Genomic DNA, 17,778 nt, shown 5'->3' with positions numbered 1-17,778 from the left:
CCTCTCGGAGCAAGCGTATGAAGAAGGAAAATAATTCAAGCTCACCAACGGATCGAGATGCGGCCGATGCCATCGCCCTGCCCTCTCATGTTGCGGGGTCCGGCGCATTAGATCGGTTGGTGGACACGGCCCGCGATTATGCCCGCGCCGCCGCGTCCGAGAATACCCTGAAAGCCTATGCCAAGGACTGGGCGCATTTCGCGCGCTGGTGCCGGATGAAGGGCGCGGAGCCCCTGCCCCCTTCGCCGGAAATGATCGGCCTGTATCTTGCCGATCTGGCGTCACCAGCGGGCAAGGCCCCTGCCCTGTCGGTGTCTACCATAGATCGTCGCCTGTCCGGCCTTGGCTGGAACTACGCGCAGCGCGGCTTTGCCCTTGATCGCAAGAACCGCCATATCGCGACCGTGCTGGCGGGGATCAAACGCAAACATGCGCGCCCGCCAGTGCAGAAAGAAGCAATCCTGCGCGACGACATTCTCGCGATGGTGGCCACCCTGCCCTACGATTTGCGCGGGTTGCGTGATTGCGCGATTCTGCTGCTGGGCTATGCGGGCGGGATGCGGCGCTCCGAGATCGTCAGTCTGGATCTGCACAAGGATGACACGCCGGAGTCCGGCGGCTGGGTGGAGATTATGGAAGCAGGCGCCATGCTCACGCTCAACGCCAAAACCGGCTGGCGCGAGGTCGAAATCGGGCGCGGCTCGTCGGAGCAGACCTGCCCGGTCCATGCGCTGGAACAGTGGTTGCAATTCGCCAAGATCGACTTCGGCCCGCTGTTTGTGCGGACATCCCGCGATGGCAAGACGGCGCTTGAGGCGCGCCTGAGCGACAAGCACGTCGCGCGGCTGATCAAGCAAACCGTGCTGGACGCCGGCATCCGCGCGGATCTGCCCGAGAAAGACCGCCTTGCGCTGTTTTCGGGCCATTCCCTGCGCGCTGGTCTTGCGAGTTCCGCCGAGGTCGATGAGCGCTACGTTCAAAAACATCTCGGTCATGCGAGCGCTGAAATGACCCGCCGTTATCAGCGCAACCGTGACCGGTTCCGCGTGAACCTGACCAAGGCGGCGGGGTTGTAACGCCCTGCCCTACTCGGGGCTGCCAGCGAGCAAACGCGCCAACATATGGCGAATGTGATCCTGCCCGCCGTAGAAAACCGCCAATACCTGCACGGCCTTGCGATCTTCCTTTGCTATGAACCAAAACACGGCCTTGTTGTGCCGAACATAGCGCAATTCGTCCAGAATATCGGGGCGCAGCGTCCCTTGAAACGGTGCTTTCGCCAATTCAAGTGCCGAGGACTGTATCGCCAAAATGCGATGCTCAGCGCGATCCATGGCCGTTTCAAGATCATCGCCAAAATCCGTATAGGACTGAACAAGATGATCAAAGATCAACTCGAAATCTTGCTCCGTGGCTGCAGCGAACTCAACGCTCCACACGAGGGCCCCGCCGCTTCCTGCCGATCATGGCACTGACGCGACTTTGTATTTCGGGACCCGAGACGAACGCCCCCCCCTGACGCTCCACCAAGAGCAGATGAAGCGCGGCCGTTTCCGCCTCGTCGGCTTCGGTTTTCCGCCGCAGAAGATCCAGCCCGTTTTGGATAACGGCGCTGACACTCGAAAACCGCCCCTGCTCCACCAACCCGCGCGCAAAGGCATCCTGTTGATCAGAGAGCGAGATTGAAGATTTTACACTCATGGCAAGTCTCCTTCCATGCCAAAGGTAACACTGAGTAGCACTGCCTTCAAGGCAGGCTTGGCTGTTTATGCCGCATAATCGCTGAGCCTATCAAAGAAGCTGTGCTCCAAATGCAGCTCCCCTGCCCCGGCCTTCTCAAGCATGCAGCCTAAATTGGGATCCAGTTATAAAATACCTTCGGCGGCAATTGCCTGTTACTATCAATGCTGCGGCGAGTGAACGCGCGTGAGCTTGCCCAAGGGTGGCGAGGCCGTAAGTCATCCCTATCGAAGTTGAGCTATGCAGGAGACGGAAAATTTCACCTGCTGTACTTCCGCTGATAAATCAGAAAATGAGCGCTTGTTGGACGTATGCCGACTGGTGGCAAAAATTCGAGAGGTTCACGCTATATTACGGTAAGTTCAGCCAGTAGGTTGAACAGAGCGAATATCGCGTCGAGGTATTCAGCTGACTGCTCGAATTCGCCCTTCTAATGGTCAATCTGTCAATGCCTGACGGATGGCACTTACAAGCAATTGGGCCCATGTTGTCCGCGGACAATTCTATGTTCTTTGCAATGAGAACCCTGTCTGGTTTGACATACGTTTGATCAAGCGGATAGGGTCAAAGTTCGCGCTATTGCGTCCGCTGGTAATGGACCGGAAATAGGCACCGACTTGCTGAATGCGTTCATGGAATTGCGTCATGATCCAAACTGAAATTGCTGCGTGATAAGGTCCAATCGAGTGTTCAGCGGCTTGGTAATTTGCTCGATCAATGCCAATCATGGGCGCAAGACTTCGACCATGAGCAATTACGTCTGCTGGCGTTTCTATGTTTCTTAGCGAAAATTCCATCGCTTGAGGGCAGGCGGCGATCAGCTCTGCAAGCTTAAGTGTTTCGTTGGCTGTGTGAGGGCTGGGTGGTTCAGAGGATGTTTCTTTCTTATCATTAAGTTCTTTATTTGACTTATGATAGTGGCGGACAAATTGGCCGTCGTTGGCGGACAGATCAGCCGAATGTTGACTTGATACGTTACGGTCCGCAGCGGCTTCGGCGGGGGGCGTTTGATGAATTTCTAACAATGTTTCGAGCTGCTCCAGTGACAGCTTTCTCCGCAACAGTTTCAAGCCCAGAAGGGCATCCTCATTTTGGGGGTCTTGCGTAAGCGTCATGTTGATCGCTGCGCGCAGTTTGCACCGGAGATAGTTGATTTGTTCTTGTTGTTGCGCGGCAGTGGCTGCGAGGCCGGACAGTTCATGCAGGCGTTCGAATAGCGGGCTGAGGTCAAAACCAAACCGAAGCGACTTTCCTTCATTTGCGTTGTGCCGTGTGTAGCGTTTCTTGTTCGGGCTGTCGTGACGTACCAACAGGCCAAGCTCTTGCAGGGTCGCAACGTGCCGACGGATGCTGCGTTCGGTAATCCCGCTGCGTCGGAAGGAGAGCGTTGCATTAGAGGCAAAGACTGTGTGGTGGGTTCGCTTCGGCGCTAGGCAAGACAACATGGCCTCGAGCGTTGCGATGACCGGTGGCTTGAGGCTCAGGAGAGGCGCGGCTTTGCGGATGATTTCGATGACGATGTGACGTTCGGGAAAGGGGTTGTCCGCGGACAATACTTGACCGACCCGCTGCCCGAAAGGCGCGGCGACTTGAATGAATGCCATGGCTTATCACGGCAACCTGATGGCAAAAGAGGACCGGATCCTCAGTTTTCCCGTAAAAAAGGGTACAGAAAACACGTCAACCGAATCGGTTGTTGTTGACTGTCGGAGAGAAGCTGGTAAATCTGTGGGTGCAAACGACAGATTGGGCTCTCCGGGGATTACCTTGGGGGGCTCTTTCGTTTCTGGCTGCTTATGTGCTCCTTTTGTTATTGACTGCTCGGTTCTTAATCGGCTTTTGCCGACGCTTGCCACGCCTCATAGAGACGTTTCAATTCGGTTTCCGCGTTGTCACGCATCCAGCGCGCGAAGTCCGGAGTATCGGTTTTCGACAGCTTGAACGTCAGCGCACGCGCAGTTTCCTTGACCTCGGCGAGAACTGTTCCGTCCTCATGCACCATCGATAGGGCAGGGGGGGCGGAACGAGACGCTTTGGGACTAGCGGTGCTGCGCGTCATCTCGCCATGCACTGCGTTAAATCGTTCGTCTGAGGGCAGGGCGCCCGCTTTGGAATCGACTGCGGACAACATCGCCGCAACGTCCTGAATGCCTGAGTTGAACAACTCGCTCAATTCTTCCCATCGCCTGCGGCCAACCCCATGCGCCGGGCCGATAAATCCAACTACAGGGCGCGGGATACCTCGTGTGACCTTGTTCATGCGCGACAACATCGGCTTGTCGATCGCAAGCGCGTCCAAAATCACCGAGTTTTCATAGCCAGCGTCTGTTAACTCATTGGCAAACAGTGCTTTTTCTATAAAACTTGGGTCAAGACGCTGAGAATTCTCCTGCCCCTGCGCCAGCACCGCATCTTCATCTGACAAGGAGCGGACCAGCGCCTTGGCGGATTGCCCAAGCAAGGCCAGCGCACGCAATCGCCTACGGCCATAGACGATCCGGTAGCGACCGGGACTTTCGGCAATCGGGCGCACCATGATCGGCACTTGTTGCCCGAATTCCTTGATCGATTGCGCAAGCGTCGCGACATCCTCATCCGCGAAAGAGAGCCGGTCTTTCGGACCGCCATCGTCGATCAGATGGGGCGCAATTTCGCGCACTGCATTGCTTGAGAGATCCTTTAGCGTGGATTTCACTCCGCTCATCGCGCCGGTATTGGGAAAGCGCGACTTTGTTTCCGTCGGGCTTTCGGCGGAACCGGTAGAGGGTGGGGCAGGGGGCTGGAACAGGTTTCTACGTGCCATCAGTCAGTCTCGCGCCCCCATCCCTGTTGAATGCTTTTCTCGAACTCGTCGGCGACCCCGTTCACGCTTTCCATGATCCGGTCGAGCGTCTTGCGCACAACCTGTGAGGGCTCGAGCTCGTAGATGGATTGCTGTGTCATGCCGGCATCCGAAATCGCGGTGGATTTCAGCATCGGCGTCGTCAGGACCTGATCCAGCAGAATCGAGCGCAGGAATCCGGCCATTTGCGATTGAGGCACGTCGGTTGGCTCGTATCGTGCGATCAGGAATTTCAGGAAATTCCAATCGATCGGGCCGGTGGCCTCTTCTAAGGTGCGTACGGTTTCCCCCGCCATTTCAAGGAATTGCGCCATTGAGGCGACATCCAGCATGCTGGGGACAACTGTAATCAGCAATCCGGTAGAGGCTAGCAGAGCCGTCATCGTGGTAAAGCCAAGCTGCGGTGGGCAATCGATGATCACAAGATCATAATTAGCCTCGACCTCGTCCAAAGCGATAGCAAGACGTTGCGTGAAAGGCGGGTCGATCTTGTGTTGCAGCGCATAGGCCGTTTCGGTTTCATATTCCGATAGCATCAACCCCGCGGGGGCCAGATCGAGATTGTGGAAATAGGTCTTGCGGACGATCTGGCTCATCGGCACCGGATCCTCGTATTTCAGCGCGTCATAGACCGTGCCGTGTTCAGCAAATTCGATCTCGGGACGGTAGCCGAACATCGTGGTTAAACTGGCCTGCGGATCCATGTCCAGCGCCAGCACCCGGTAGCCCCGCAAGGCATATCGCTGTGCGAGATGAATTGCCGAGGTGGTCTTGCTCGACCCCCCCTTGAAGTTCACGATCGAGATGACTTGCAGCGCATCGCCTTCGCGACGGCCGGGCAAATAGGCATCGCCGTTGCGCCCCGTGCGCGCCATGATATGGCGGATCTGGTCGATTTCCTCGGCGGAATACAGACGACGCCCGCGCGTGTCGGTCTCGACCTCGGGAAAATCGGGTTCCTGATGGCGGGTGCGCAGGTTTGACATGCTGATGCCGGTCAGCTCGGACACTTCAGAGGCCTGAAACTTGCGCAGCGTTTTACGGCTTTCGGGTTGAAAGCTGTTGCGCATATGCTCATTGAGCGCATTAGACAGCCGCGTCGCATTGGCTGCAATCGTTTCCGCGATAGAGCCCGAGACGGGAGGTTTTACTGTCGAATTCATGCTGCCCTCATGGCTTCTTGTCGAGCCTGTTCCCTTTCGTCGCCAGAATGCGCGATTTTTGCGATCTGGCGACGATTAAACTAATTACACGCAACTTTCCTTCAAACAACAGTTTTTTATCCCCAGGAGGCGCGGGCAGCGTCGTGATTGTGCAGCCAGAGGGCTTTGGCAGCATTTAACAAGTTGAAAATATTAAATAATTTTTGAATTCGCGCGCGCTGCACAAAATATGGTAGCGGATAGCTGCTGCTCCGCTACCGCTGGAATTTTATCCACAAGGCGAATCGCTGGGGGGCTGCCGCTTTTTGATGGGGCTATCCGGCGGTCCCGGCGGATTTCAGGGTGGCGATAAAACGCGCAGTGCGCTCTTGTGTCGGTGCGTCAAACAGCGCGCGGGCCGGTCCGGCTTCCACCACATGGCGCCGTCAAGAACGATCACTGTTTTGGCGATCTTTGAGGCCAGCTGCAGATCATGCGTCGCTATCACCAACGTTGTGCCCTCACACGCGAGATGGGCAAGCACGTCCATGACTTCCGTCGATGTTGTCACATTATCTACTTCCGATTGCCCGGTCCGCGATTTGAAGGTAGCCGGTGCTGATGCAGACGCCGTCAATCAGCTATAAGCGCCACCGCTTTCCGCCTGAGATCATTGCCCATGCGGTCTGGCTTTACGTCCGGTTCAATCTGAGCTTGCGTGAGGTTGATGAGATGCTGCTCGAACGTGGCATTGACGTGTCCTATGAAACTATCCGGCGCTGGACTGCCAAATTCGGCCCCAGATTGCACGGAACCTGCGGCGCCGACAGGCGCGTCCCGGTGATGTCTGGCATCTGGACGAAGTCGTTGTGAAAATCTCGGGGCGGAGGTTCTGGCTCTGGCGCGCACTCGATCAGCATGGCATCGTTCTGGAGGAGGTCCTGCAATCCAAGCGCGACAAGCGGGCCGCGAAACGGTTGCTGCTCCGCCTGATCAAATGTCACGGGCTGCCCAGACGGATCATTACCGACAAGCTCCGCTCCTATGGGGCGGCCAAACGGGAAGTGGCGCCAGGCCTTGATCATTGGTCGCACAAGGGCCTCAACAATCGCGCCGAGAATAGCCACCTGCCATTTCGCAAGCGGGAACGAGCGATGCAAAGCTTCCGGTCACCAGGCGGATTACAGCGGTTCGTTTCAGTTCATTCCGCCATCCGAAATTGTTTTACCGTTCCATCCAGACGCCGCGCCGCCTTGACTATACGATATCACCGAATGGAAGCATTCGAAGCTTGGGCAACCGCAGCCGACATCGCCTGAACCAGCAGAAACCGGCCGGTCTTGCAAGGCGCGGAAGTTAACGTGACAACACCCTTCAACCTCACGAAGACTGAGGTTGAAACGACAATATAGCCAGACAGCATGAGTAATGATTGCTGGCGGAAATCGGTGGCGCTTATAGCTGATTGACGGCGTCTGCATCAGCACCGGCTACCTTCAAATCGCGGACCGGGCAATCGGAAGTAGATAATGTGACAACGCCATCAGAGCGCCAGCTTTCGCTGTGCATCGCCAAGGTTTCAAAGATCGCAGCGGTCGTCGTCGCTCAAGTGAGCAGCTACATCTTCTCGTCGATAGCACGGGCATCCCCGTCACTTCCTTCACGGTTTTCCGCCAGACGAACTACTTCTCGCGAAGAGATCGAGCATAGATGATCTCACCATCTTCAGATAGTCCCACACCCAAGCCGAGCTCTCTTCGGCGCGCGAAAAACGCTTCTTCTTCCGGGCTGGGCTTCGACATGGCCTCGGCGAACTTGTCGAGATTGAACTGGTCCTTGTCGGAGGACGTGTCCTGCGATTTGGCGGTGTTTTCCTGATCTTGCTTGGTCATGTCAGTCGTCCTCTGCTGACAGCGGTTTGCCGAGATCGACATCGATGTCCGAAACCAAAGCCTCAACTCGGCCATACAAAGCTTGCTCGAAGACCCGCAGATCCAGCGGGCGAGATTCGATATCAGCTTCAAGAAAATCGAGCACCGAGACAAGTCCGGGATCTGGCGCGAAAGCACTGTCCGGATCTTCATGCATGCCGACGCTCGCCTCAACGCACCAGAGTATCTGATCTTTTTCATTTGGCTTCAGCTGCTTCGACTTCCCGTTCAAAGCCGGAGCTTGATCATGTCGATCGGATTCTGAGGCATCTCGAATGATCTTTCTCATGGCAATGGAATGCTTTGAAGCCCATCATGGGGTGAGTGACCCGTTTGATAAATCGGTGGGCTTGTTCAAGAATGTTGTTGAGATATTTGACCTGCCGGATCCCGATCGTCCGCCCGCAGTTCGTGAATTTCAGGATCACATTCACCGCCTGAAGCCCGGCGAGATTGGCTCCGCTTTTGTCGATCACGACACGATCTGGTACGTCGTTCGCAGCTATCACCTGCTTGGAGAAACGACGAGCGGCGGCGAGGTCGCGGCGCTCGGACATAATCTCTTCCAGGTCGCGGTAGGAGACAGCATAGCGGACGTAGAAGAACACCGCGTAAAGGATCACCGGTTTCGGGTAGTGCACGCCCCTGAAATCAATAGCCATCTGCGTCAACCCGCCGCCCCTTGTTTTTTACCAAGCGTAGCGCGAAACTCTACCGGACTGAAGGGCCAGCCCTCGTTTGCGACAGAACCAGCTCATCCCAATACCTTTGTGATTGCGGTGCCCAGCTTGTCGATCAACTCGCCGATCTGGTCGTCGCTGAGAATGAAGGGCGGGGCGAGCAGGATGTGATCGCCGCGTTGCCCGTCCAATCGTGCCCCCCATCGGATAGCAGATCAGCCCGGCCTCGAACGCCGCCGCTTTGATCTGTTTGTGTACGGCGCGGGCGGGATCAAGCGGCGCTTTGGTTGCGCGATCCGCGACGATTTCGAGGCCGCAAAACATGCCGCGCCCGCGAATGTCACCGATATTAGGATGCGCGCCGAACGCCGCGCGCAAGGCCGCATCCAGCTTTTCCCCTTGGGTCGCCAAGCGCGCGACCATCCCCCCTCGGTCAGTTTGCGCAGCACCGCATCGGCGGCCGCGCAGGCCGTACTCATCAACGCTCTCGCCGTCTTCTCTCCAGCGATATTCATGTCCGTCGTCACATGAAATGGGCCAATCACGCTGCCCGAGAACTTCAGTTAATTGGATATCAAACCGTCCGCCTGCCATTTGTCAAATATCTCAAGTGCTGCATCGGCAAAGGCCGCATCGTTGATATGGGCATCCACTTCGTGCAATTCGAGCCCGTCGGGGCAGGTTGTTTTCAAGGCGTCATAGAATGCGAGTAGCCCATCAGGGTCGTGTAGATCATTGCCAGCGCGATCAAGTTCATGAACCCCGCGCAACGGTAAGATCAAAGCGGTCGGTCCCGTGGCCAAGGCCAGTTTTTCGCCATGCGCGGCGGCCACAGCGCGGCGTTCCGCGTGGCTCAGCACGATCGAGGCCAAAAGCCGGTTATGGGCATGGCTCGGGTGATCTTTCCATTTTTCGGGGCGCGGATGCCAGCCGACAATATCGACAAGGTCGTGACAGCCGGGCGCGATGATTTGGGGCGTGCCGGTGCGCCCGGCATTGGTCAAACGATCCGCGCCGGCGCTGATGGCCGAGCCGCACAGATGATTGCCGAGCTCTTGAGTGGCAAAATCGAAAACACAGGCAAAGGCCCCCTGCGCGGCAAGGCTTTCAAAGGCGCGCCCGCCCATGCCGGTGGCGTGAAACACTGCCACTTCAAAGCCGCGCTTTTCCAGTTCGGGTTTGAGCGCAACCATATATTTCAGAAACGACTTTCCGAACGAGGTCATGCCAATCAGGGGTTTGGACCGGTCGGGCAACTCGACCGCGCGCGCGGCCCCCAGAACGGCCCCCGCCGCCTGGCTCAGCGAGGCTTTGCAGATCGAATTAAGGCCATAGAGACCGCCCGCCCACAGGATCATCTGCACATCCGCAGCAATCCGCTCGGGCGGTAGAAGCGGCGAGAAGGCCACCGTCGAAACCACATATTTCGGCACGCCCAGAGGCAATGCGGCACAAAGATCCAGCGCAAGATCTGTGCCCATCGTGCCCCCCAGCACGATCATCGCGTCAAAGCACCCCTGCGAATAAAGCCGAGACACCAGCGCTGCACCGCCTTGCGCCATGATCTGCATCGCCTGATTTTCATCGCCGCTCGCAATCGCCTGCGCGATGGAACTGCCGCCTTCTTGCGCAACCTGATGCTTGGAAATGTCGGTGGGAGCGGATGGATCGCCCAGCACCGAGACATCCATGCTCAACACGCGCCCGCCCTGCGCCTCGATCACCTCGCGGATATAATTCAGCTCGGCATCCTTGGTGTCATACGTGCCCACGACGAGAATAGTGCGATCTGCCATGTCAGCCTCTTTCACAGTTTTATCCAAGCGGTTTTGAGGTCGAGATATTTGTCAAAGGCGTGAAGCGATTTGTCATGCCCGTTGCCTGACTGTTTGACCCCACCCAGCGGCACGCTCAGATCCGCGCCGCCATAGGTATTCACATGAACCACCCCCGCGCGAATGGCCGCGATCATCCGGTGTGCGCGGCTCAGATCGCGGGTCCAGACGGCGGCAGCAAGGCCGTAATCCGTGCCATTCGCGATGGCGATGGCCTCGGCCTCGGTATCAAAGGGGATCACGGCCAGAACAGGGCCGAACACCTCGCGCTGTGCAAGCGGGTCGCTGGCCTCAACGCCCGTCACGATGGTGGGCTGCATGAAATAGCCGCCGGTTTCTTCCAGCAGGCGCCGCCCGCCGATGACCTGACGCCCGGCAGATCGCGCCTGCTCTACAAAGCTCAGGTTTTGTTCAAGCTGGCGTGCGGAATTGATAGCGCCTGCCTGAGTGGCGGGATCGAGCGGATCGCCGACGATCATTTTTTCGGTGAAGGCTTGCAGCTTTTCAACGAAGGCATCGTGGATATCGCGTTGCACCAGCAAGCGCGAGCCCGCAATGCAGACCTGCCCCGAGTTGCGGAAAATTCCATTGGCGGAGACTTTGACCGCCTCGTCGAGATCGGGCGCATCGGCGAAAACGATATTTGGGGATTTCCCGCCCAGCTCCAGATAGACCCGCTTGAGGTTTGATTTCGCTGCGTTTTCCATCAGCTTCCGCCCCACGGGGCCAGACCCGGTGAACACGATCACATCAACCGCCATCGAAAGCGAGATTGCCTCTCCGACAACCGCGCCCTCGCCCAGAACGACGTTAAACACGCCCGCAGGCATCCCCGCCTCAAGCGCGAGATCAGCGATGCGGCGCAGGGTGAGCGACGCAGTTTCCGCCGGTTTCAGCACGACCGTGTTGCCCGCCGCCAGCGCCGGCCCAAGCTTCCACGCGCCAATCATCAGCGGGAAGTTCCACGGCACGATGACACCGACAACACCGACTGGCTCGCGATGCACCAGGCCCAGCGTGCCCGGCGCGGTGGGCGCGATCTCGCCATAGATTTTGTCAATCGCCTCGGCATAGTAACGGATCGTTGCCGCCGCCGACAGCGGCTCTGCCCTGAGCGCCATGCCAATCTCGGTGCCATTATTACGCACGCCCAGAACCGCCAGTTCCAGCGCGTGGGCCTCAATCAGATCGGCCCATTTCAGCAAGATCTTCTTGCGCGCATTCGGGGCAAGACCGCTCCAGCGGCCATCGTCAAAGGCTGCGCGCGCCGCCGAAATTGCGGCCTCGGCATCGCTCGCTGTGCCGCGCGCCATTGTCGTCAGTTCACGCCCGTCGAGCGGTGAAATTACCGAAAGCGTGCCCGCGTCCGAGGCGGCACGCGCTTGGCCGTCAATCAGATGAAGGGTAGGGGGTACAGGGGCCGCGCGCAGCTCTGCGATCTTGTCGGTGTTCAACATGGGTTACCTCTGAAACGTGTCGTGCATGTCGTGGTCACTATCGGGTTCGCGGTTCTGGCGTTCGCGATACAGGCCCACGAAATGCCCGATGATCAGGCAGATGATGGCTAGGCCCAAGATGGCCGCGATGGGGCGATCAAAGAAATCAATCGGCACTTTGACCCGCGCCATCGCCGAGCGCAGTTTGGTCTCCATGATGCCGCCCAACACCATGCCAAGCACGATAGGCACGACCGGCAGGTTCTGCCGTTTGAGGATCAAGCCCAGCACGCCAAATCCGGCAGCAATCGCACAATCAATGGTCGAGTTGCGCAGGGAATAGACGCCGACAAAGCTGAGGACGAGGATCATCAAACCCAGGAACCGGGTCGGGATACGGATGATCTTCAGCAGCCAGTTGGACGAGATCAGCATAAAGATCACCACGATAATATTAAGCAATATCATGGCGATATAAAGCGCATAGACGAAGTCCAGCTTGGATTGGAAGAGCTGCGGGCCGGGGATCACGTTATGGACGTAAAACACCGACAGCATCATCGCGGTCAGCGCCTCGCCCGGTATGCCAAGCGCCAGTAGCGGGATCATCGCGGCGGCGGGAACGGCGTTATTGGCCGCTTCGGATGCAACAAGCCCCTCGGGGCTGCCTTTGCCAAACAGGTCCGGGTCTTTTGAGGTTTTTTGCGCATAAGTGTAGGACAGAAACTGCGCCGTAAATTCGCCCACGCCCGGGATCATGCCCATCAGCACGCCAAATCCGGCCGCCACTGAAGCGACGCGTTTGTGGCGTAACACGCCCAGCATTGCGCGCCCCATCGAGCCTTCGATGCGCTGCGCATGTGGCGCTGATTCCGGCTCGATCAGCAACAGGAAGGCTTGCGACAGGGCGAACAGACCCAGCACTACGACGATCAGATCGAAGCCGGAATTGAGCCAATCCATCCCAAAGGTGAAGCGCATCGTGTATTTCACGGGCTCCAGCCCGACGGTCTGCAAAAAGATCCCGAAAGCGGCCAGCATCCCGGCGGCAAAAGTCTGGCCGCGATGCGCAATAATCACCAGCACAATGCCCAAAAGCGCGGCGAGGAAGATTTCTCGCGAGCCGAACATAGGCGCGATTTTGGCCAGCACTGGCGACAGCAGGATCAGGGCAATGATCGACAAGATACCACCGAAGAACGACGCGCCATAGGCGAGCCCCAACGCGCGCAATGCCTCGCCCTTTTTCGTCATCGGGTGGCCGTCATAGGTGGTCAGCGCATTCACCGCAGTGCCCGGAGTATTGATCAGAATTGCCGGAAGCGAGCCGCCAAACATCGACGAGCCGTAGATGCCCAGCAGCATCGTCAGCCCGACAAGGGGCGGCATCGCAAAGGTTGCGGGCAACAGGATTGCGATTGCGACCGCCGGGCCGACGCCGGGGATCGCGCCGATAATCACCCCGCCCACCGATCCGATCAGCAACGCGAGCAACACATCAAAGCGCATCAGCATTTCAGCGCCCGAGATCAGCATATCCATTCGGAAGGTTCCTTAGAAATACGTCATCAGGATTGCACGAAACGGCGCGGGGGCTGCCTCGTAAATCAATCCGGCAGGGATCTTTACGTGCAGGAAGCTTTTGAACAGCACGACCACGACGATAGAAAAGGCGGTGCAGATCAGCATCCAGCGCCAGCCCCGATAGCCAAGTCTCAACGCCAGGGCGCAGGTGAAGGCGACGGTCGCGGGCAGGTAGCCGATCAGCGGCACCAGCGTGACATAGACCATGAACCACAGCGCATATTCGAGCGAGCGGATCCATTGCCAGACTTCTTTCCAGCGTCCCTCGATGCGTTCGGAGACGAGTGAGCCGAGCAAGTGAAACATGCTGAAAACAACCATCAGCGCAATTGCGATCATCGGCCAGAAGGCGGGCTGCGCGACCGTTTTCGATCGTTTCACCCATTCCGTTTGCGAGGGCAGGCAGATCAGCAAACCAACCGAGAGCGCGAAGAACAGGGTTGCAAAGGCAAGGTCGCCGGGGCGGCGATAGCGCTTGAAAAGCTCCTGAAAGTTCTTGGTGCGGATCACCCGTGTCATGTGAGCACCCGCGCGCGACAGTAAAGCGCGCGCAGGCTCGGGGTTGCGCTTAGTTGCCATCAATCAGGCCCGCGACCGTGCCAAGAGTCTCACCGTCATGTGCGATCCGCTTCTGCGCCGTTTCGCCGTCTTGCCAATAGATCAACGCGCCGGTTTGCTCGGCCAGTTTCTGGGCCTTATCCGATTGCATGACCTTTTCGGCCACGGCGGCGATCTTGACGCGCACATCGTCTGGCGTGCCATTTTTCACGAACAGACCGTTCCACAGAGCCAAATCCAGATCGGGTTGCAACTCGCCCACGGTGGGGGTGTCGGGGGTCAGCGGGATCCGCTTTTCACCGATAGAGGCCATGACGTTGACCTGATCGAGGCAGGGCAGGATCAACTGCAACGTGGTGTTGATCACATCCGCATCGCCTGAGGCCAGCGTGTTGCAATCCAGGGCATCGAACGCGGCCTCCGAGCCAAAATCAAAGCCCTTTTTCTTCGCCAGCGCAAAGGTCACTTGGGTGGGGATCAGAAACGATCCGAAGTGGCCAAGCGCCACGTCGTTGTCTTTGGCATAGGCGGCGAGTTCGTCGATCGTTTTGTAAGGCGCATCCTTTGAGGCGGCGATCACGAACGGATAGGTTAGGAAAATGCCAACCGGCTCGAACGGGTTCGGATCGAGCGCCGGAATACCCGTTTGCGGGCCGACCAAGGGGATGTCGATCACAAACGAGCCGATGGTGTACCCGTCCGCCGGCGCTTGCGCCACTTCAGCCGCGCCGGGGAAAGGCCCGCCACCGCCGCCGGGTTTGTTCACCACTGCCGCAGGCACGCCATAGGTCTTTTGAAACTCATCCGCGATCATCCGCGTCAGCACGTCTTCAAGATCGCCAGGCGGGAAGGGTACGACGAATTCCACGGGCTTTTCGGGATATTGCGCAAGTGCAGGCTGGCTGGCCAAAAGCGGCAGGCCTAGCCCAAGCAGTCCCGCCAGTAGGGGAAGGGTGGGTTTCATGAAATTCTCCTGTTGCGTGGTTTATTATTTGAACCATCGGTATCAAATATTCTTGCATTGGGTTTTCTTTTCTGTCAACGTTTCAATGGCAACGAATTGCTGATTTCCGAAGATGAAGGGGATTGAAAATTGGGAACGATCACAAAGGCTCTTGATTTGTTGACCTTTTTCTCGGTTCGGCGCCCCGAAATCGGGTTAAGCGAATTTGTCCGTCTTGCGTCCCGCGATAAGGCAACGGTGCATCGCTACCTTACAGAATTGGCGGAATGCGGATTTCTTGAGCAGAATTCGAAAAGCCGTGGCTATCGGTTGGGTCCAGCGATTCTGCGCCTTTACGGCGTGCGGGAGGCCACATCGCCTTTGCGATCCGTTCTGCGCGATCTGGTGTCTGAGATGGCCGATGAGATCGGCGAACTGGTGCATGTCTCGATCTTGCAAGGCAGTCAGCTTTCGCCGGTTTTACACGCCGATCCACGTCAGCACGGGACGCAGGTCGCCTTTGATGAATCGGTCATGCTGCCCCTTCACGCGACCGCGTCGGGGCTGGCGATCCTCAGCTTTGGTCCGCAATCGCTGCGCGAGCGCGTGCTCAAGGGGCCGCTTGAACGGTTCACGTCTGCGACCATGACGGACCCGGACGCTTTGCGCGCGCGGATCGCGGTGTTTCGCGACCGGGGCATTGCGTGGCTAGAGCAGGGGTTTGACGATGAGGTGGCCTCGCAAGCTGGTCCGATTTTTGGTCCCGAGGGGGACGTGATCGGGGTCGTGGCGATTGCGGTTCCAACCGCGCGCGCAAGTGACGAGAAATGCGCGGGCATGTCAGAGGTTTTGCACAAATGGATGTCGCGCATGTCCCACGCCGTGGGCGGAACTCTGCCCGCCAGCTATGTGCAAAAGGCCGACGCCAATGGCTGAGCGCGCGTTGATCCTAGATTTCGGCGGGGTGATCTCGCGGACCTTATTTGAAACGCATGACCTAAGCGAGAAAGCGCTGGGGCTTGCGCCGGGTGCCTTGGCATGGCGCGGCCCGTTTGATCCCGCGTCAGATCCGCTTTGGCGCGCGATGCAGGCCGATGAGATCAGCGAACGCGACTACTGGCGCCAGCGCACGCACGAGGTCGCACAGCTTACCGGGCGTAACTGGACCGAGATGTCAGAATTCGTGCGTGCCGCGCGCGGGGCAAGCCCCGCCGATGTCATCCGGCCCGAGTTTCTTGACACGATTAATCGGGTGCGCGCGCAGGGTGGTCGCTTGGCGATCCTCTCCAATGAGCTTGACCTGTTTTATGGCGCCCAGTTTCGCGAGAAGCTGCCCTTCTTAGCGCATTTCGACGTGATCCACGATGCGACCTATACCAAAACTCTCAAGCCCGATCCGCGCGCCTATAGCGCCGTGCTGGACGCGCTTGCCCTTCCCGCCAGCGCCTGTGTCTTTGTCGACGATCAGCTGCGCAATATTCGCGGCGCACAGGCCGTGGGGCTGAAAACCGTTCATTTCAATGTCAAACGACCCGATGAGAGCTATGGGCAAGCCCTTGCTCTCTTGGGCATCGAGCGAGGACCAAAATGAAAGATCAGAACTTCCTGAAGGAACGCAACGCCCGCGCCATCTGGCACCCGATGGCCCATCCTGCCGATTGCCAGAAAAACCCGCCCGAAATCATCGTCGCCGGTGACGGGGTTAGCATCACCGATATCGACGGTCACACGACGGTCGATGGTGTCGGCGGGTTGTGGAATGTCAATCTGGGGTTTTCATGCCAGCCGGTAAAAGATGCGATTGCGGCCCAGCTTGAGCGTCTGCCCTATTACTCGATCTTTCGCGGCACGACCAATGATCTAGTAATCGAGCTGGGCGATATGCTGGCCGAATTCTTTGCCGAAGACGGGTTGGAGCGGGCTTTCTACACCTCCGGCGGGTCGGATTCCGTCGAGATCGCTTTGCGTCTGGCGCGGCAATATCACAAGATCCGCGGCGAGGCGGGGCGGGTGAAATACTTCTCGCTCAAGAAGGGCTATCACGGCACGCATACCTTGGGCGCGAGCGTGAACGGCAACGCCAATTTCCGCACCCAATACGAGCCGCTGATGCCGGGCTGCTATCACATCCCCGCCCCCTATACCTATCGCAACCCGTTCAACGAAAGTGACCCCGAAAAGCTGGCGCAACTGTGCCTTGCCGCGCTGGAAGACGAGATCAAGTTTCAGGGTGCCGAGACAATCGCGGCAATGATCATGGAGCCAATTCTCGGGGCAGGCGGCGTGATCGTGCCCCATGCCAGCTTTATGCCCGGCGTGCGCGCGATCTGTGACAAATACGGCATCCTGCTGGTCGCCGATGAGGTGATCACTGCATTTGGGCGCACGGGGGCGTGGTCTGGTTCGCGCCTTTGGGGCGTGCAGCCCGATCTGATGACCACGGCCAAGGCAATCACCAACGGCTATTTCCCGTTCGGCGCGGTGATGATCTCGGGGCGTGTCGCGGAGGTGTTTGAAAGCGACACTTCTGGCAAGGGCGCGATTGGCTCGGGCTATACCTATTCAGGCCATCCGGTCGGCGCGGCGGCTGCAATCGCCTGTCTCAAGGAAACGCAGCGCTTGCAGGTCAAGGACAATGCCGCCGCGCGCGGTGCGCAACTGTTAGCAGGGCTACAGGCGCTGCAAGAGAAATATGACATCGTGGGCGATGTGCGCGGCGGGCATGGGCTGATGTGCGCGCTTGAGCTGGTATCGGATCGCACGAGCAAAGCGCCGATCGACAAAGCGACCATCGCCAAGATTTACCGTGGGGCCTACGAGGCAGGCACGATGGTGCGGGTGTCGGGCAATAACGTGATCCTGTCGCCCTCGCTTATTATCAGCGAAGAAAATATCGCCACGATCCTCGCGGGATTGGATGCCGGTCTGTCGCAGGTCTAATCGTGTCGGCCCGGCCCCGAACGGGTCGGGCCGTTTGACCTAATGGGGCGTCTTGTCGGGATGCGCTTCGGCAAAGGCTGGCAGGGTTTCAAGCTGGCCTGCGATACGGCGAAGTTTGGGCATCGCGCTAAGATCGACCTCCCAGCG

General features: G+C 58.2%; 16 protein-coding genes and 4 pseudogenes. 5 read left to right on the top strand and 15 right to left on the bottom strand.

Translation table 11 applies throughout. The features are described from left to right. Window positions 1-17 precede the first annotated feature (17 nt). Complete coding sequence (locus tag AB4874_RS15890) at window positions 18-1,076, top strand: tyrosine-type recombinase/integrase (RefSeq protein WP_368392701.1); 1,059 nt, start codon at window positions 18-20, stop codon at window positions 1,074-1,076. A gap of 9 nt (window positions 1,077-1,085) precedes the next feature. On the opposite strand, the gene AB4874_RS15885 is transcribed toward AB4874_RS15890, so the two are convergent. The 5 genes from AB4874_RS15885 to repA all read right to left on the bottom strand — a co-directional run bounded on the left by AB4874_RS15885 (window position 1,086) and on the right by repA (window position 5,745). After that, a complete protein-coding gene (locus tag AB4874_RS15885; RefSeq protein WP_368392700.1) occupies window positions 1,086-1,439 on the bottom strand; it encodes a type II toxin-antitoxin system RelE/ParE family toxin in 354 nt (117 codons plus the stop codon). Next, window positions 1,426-1,701 (bottom strand): ribbon-helix-helix domain-containing protein, encoded by a 276-nt coding sequence (locus AB4874_RS15880; protein ID WP_368392699.1) that lies wholly within the window; start codon window positions 1,699-1,701, stop codon window positions 1,426-1,428. The genes AB4874_RS15885 and AB4874_RS15880 overlap by 14 nt, the downstream gene beginning before the upstream one ends. Before the next feature lie 542 nt (window positions 1,702-2,243). Then, window positions 2,244-3,344 carry a plasmid replication protein RepC gene (gene repC, locus AB4874_RS15875; protein ID WP_368392698.1) on the bottom strand — a complete coding sequence of 367 codons (1,101 nt, stop codon included), beginning with the start codon at window positions 3,342-3,344 and terminating at the stop codon, window positions 2,244-2,246. A gap of 224 nt (window positions 3,345-3,568) precedes the next feature. After that, complete coding sequence (gene repB / locus AB4874_RS15870) at window positions 3,569-4,543, bottom strand: plasmid partitioning protein RepB (protein WP_368392697.1); 975 nt, start codon at window positions 4,541-4,543, stop codon at window positions 3,569-3,571. Further along, window positions 4,543-5,745, bottom strand: a complete 1,203-nt coding sequence (repA, locus tag AB4874_RS15865; RefSeq protein WP_368392696.1) for a plasmid partitioning protein RepA — start codon at window positions 5,743-5,745, stop codon at window positions 4,543-4,545. The genes repB and repA overlap by 1 nt, the downstream gene beginning before the upstream one ends. A gap of 600 nt (window positions 5,746-6,345) precedes the next feature. On the opposite strand from repA, the pseudogene AB4874_RS15860 reads away from it, so the two are divergent. Next, window positions 6,346-7,043 (top strand): annotated as a pseudogene (locus AB4874_RS15860) (IS6 family transposase). A gap of 54 nt (window positions 7,044-7,097) precedes the next feature. On the opposite strand, the pseudogene AB4874_RS15855 reads toward AB4874_RS15860, so the two are convergent. From AB4874_RS15855 to AB4874_RS15810, 10 genes and pseudogenes are all read right to left on the bottom strand, one after another. Further along, a pseudogene (locus AB4874_RS15855) lies at window positions 7,098-7,205 on the bottom strand (IS6 family transposase); the annotation flags it as partial. Between the two features lie 201 nt (window positions 7,206-7,406). Next, window positions 7,407-7,616: a hypothetical protein gene (locus AB4874_RS15850; RefSeq protein ID WP_368392695.1), complete on the bottom strand. Its 210-nt coding sequence runs from the start codon at window positions 7,614-7,616 to the stop codon at window positions 7,407-7,409. Window position 7,617: 1 nt separating this feature from the next. Then, entirely contained in the window at window positions 7,618-7,944 is a 327-nt protein-coding gene (locus tag AB4874_RS15845) for a type II toxin-antitoxin system PrlF family antitoxin (RefSeq protein ID WP_368392694.1), read from the bottom strand. A 4-nt stretch (window positions 7,945-7,948) separates the two neighbouring features. Further along, window positions 7,949-8,317 (bottom strand): annotated as a pseudogene (locus AB4874_RS15840) (DDE-type integrase/transposase/recombinase); the annotation flags it as partial. A 92-nt stretch (window positions 8,318-8,409) separates the two neighbouring features. Continuing rightward, a pseudogene (locus AB4874_RS15835) lies at window positions 8,410-8,805 on the bottom strand (aminotransferase class III-fold pyridoxal phosphate-dependent enzyme); the annotation flags it as partial. 93 nt (window positions 8,806-8,898) lie between these two features. After that, on the bottom strand, window positions 8,899-10,131 hold the full coding sequence (locus tag AB4874_RS15830; RefSeq protein WP_368392693.1) for a Tm-1-like ATP-binding domain-containing protein: 1,233 nt from the start codon (window positions 10,129-10,131) through the stop codon (window positions 8,899-8,901). A gap of 11 nt (window positions 10,132-10,142) precedes the next feature. Next, entirely contained in the window at window positions 10,143-11,627 is a 1,485-nt protein-coding gene (locus tag AB4874_RS15825; protein WP_368392692.1) for an aldehyde dehydrogenase family protein, read from the bottom strand. Between the two features lie 3 nt (window positions 11,628-11,630). Beyond that, window positions 11,631-13,148, bottom strand: a complete 1,518-nt coding sequence (locus tag AB4874_RS15820; RefSeq protein ID WP_368392691.1) for a tripartite tricarboxylate transporter permease — start codon at window positions 13,146-13,148, stop codon at window positions 11,631-11,633. 12 nt (window positions 13,149-13,160) lie between these two features. Next, window positions 13,161-13,709 carry a tripartite tricarboxylate transporter TctB family protein gene (locus AB4874_RS15815; RefSeq protein ID WP_368392690.1) on the bottom strand — a complete coding sequence of 183 codons (549 nt, stop codon included), beginning with the start codon at window positions 13,707-13,709 and terminating at the stop codon, window positions 13,161-13,163. Between the two features lie 49 nt (window positions 13,710-13,758). After that, a complete protein-coding gene (locus AB4874_RS15810; RefSeq protein ID WP_368392689.1) occupies window positions 13,759-14,712 on the bottom strand; it encodes a tripartite tricarboxylate transporter substrate binding protein in 954 nt (317 codons plus the stop codon). A 129-nt stretch (window positions 14,713-14,841) separates the two neighbouring features. Here AB4874_RS15810 and AB4874_RS15805 point away from each other — a divergent pair, with 129 nt between their 5' ends. The 3 genes from AB4874_RS15805 to AB4874_RS15795 are packed head-to-tail and all read left to right on the top strand — an operon-like array spanning window position 14,842 to window position 17,631. Next, window positions 14,842-15,627, top strand: coding sequence for an IclR family transcriptional regulator (locus tag AB4874_RS15805; protein ID WP_368392688.1), 786 nt, complete (start codon window positions 14,842-14,844; stop codon window positions 15,625-15,627). Beyond that, on the top strand, window positions 15,620-16,282 hold the full coding sequence (locus AB4874_RS15800; RefSeq protein WP_368392687.1) for an HAD-IA family hydrolase: 663 nt from the start codon (window positions 15,620-15,622) through the stop codon (window positions 16,280-16,282). The genes AB4874_RS15805 and AB4874_RS15800 overlap by 8 nt, the downstream gene beginning before the upstream one ends. Then, window positions 16,279-17,631, top strand: coding sequence for an aminotransferase class III-fold pyridoxal phosphate-dependent enzyme (locus tag AB4874_RS15795; protein ID WP_368392686.1), 1,353 nt, complete (start codon window positions 16,279-16,281; stop codon window positions 17,629-17,631). Before AB4874_RS15800 ends, AB4874_RS15795 begins: the two co-directional genes overlap by 4 nt. Window positions 17,632-17,778: the final 147 nt, after the last annotated feature.

It is taken from the genome of Thioclava arctica (assembly GCF_040892615.1).
GTDB lineage: Bacteria > Pseudomonadota > Alphaproteobacteria > Rhodobacterales > Rhodobacteraceae > Thioclava > Thioclava arctica.
The sequence above is the reverse complement of the archived record's forward strand: the minus strand, read 5'-3'. Positions and strand labels throughout refer to the sequence as shown.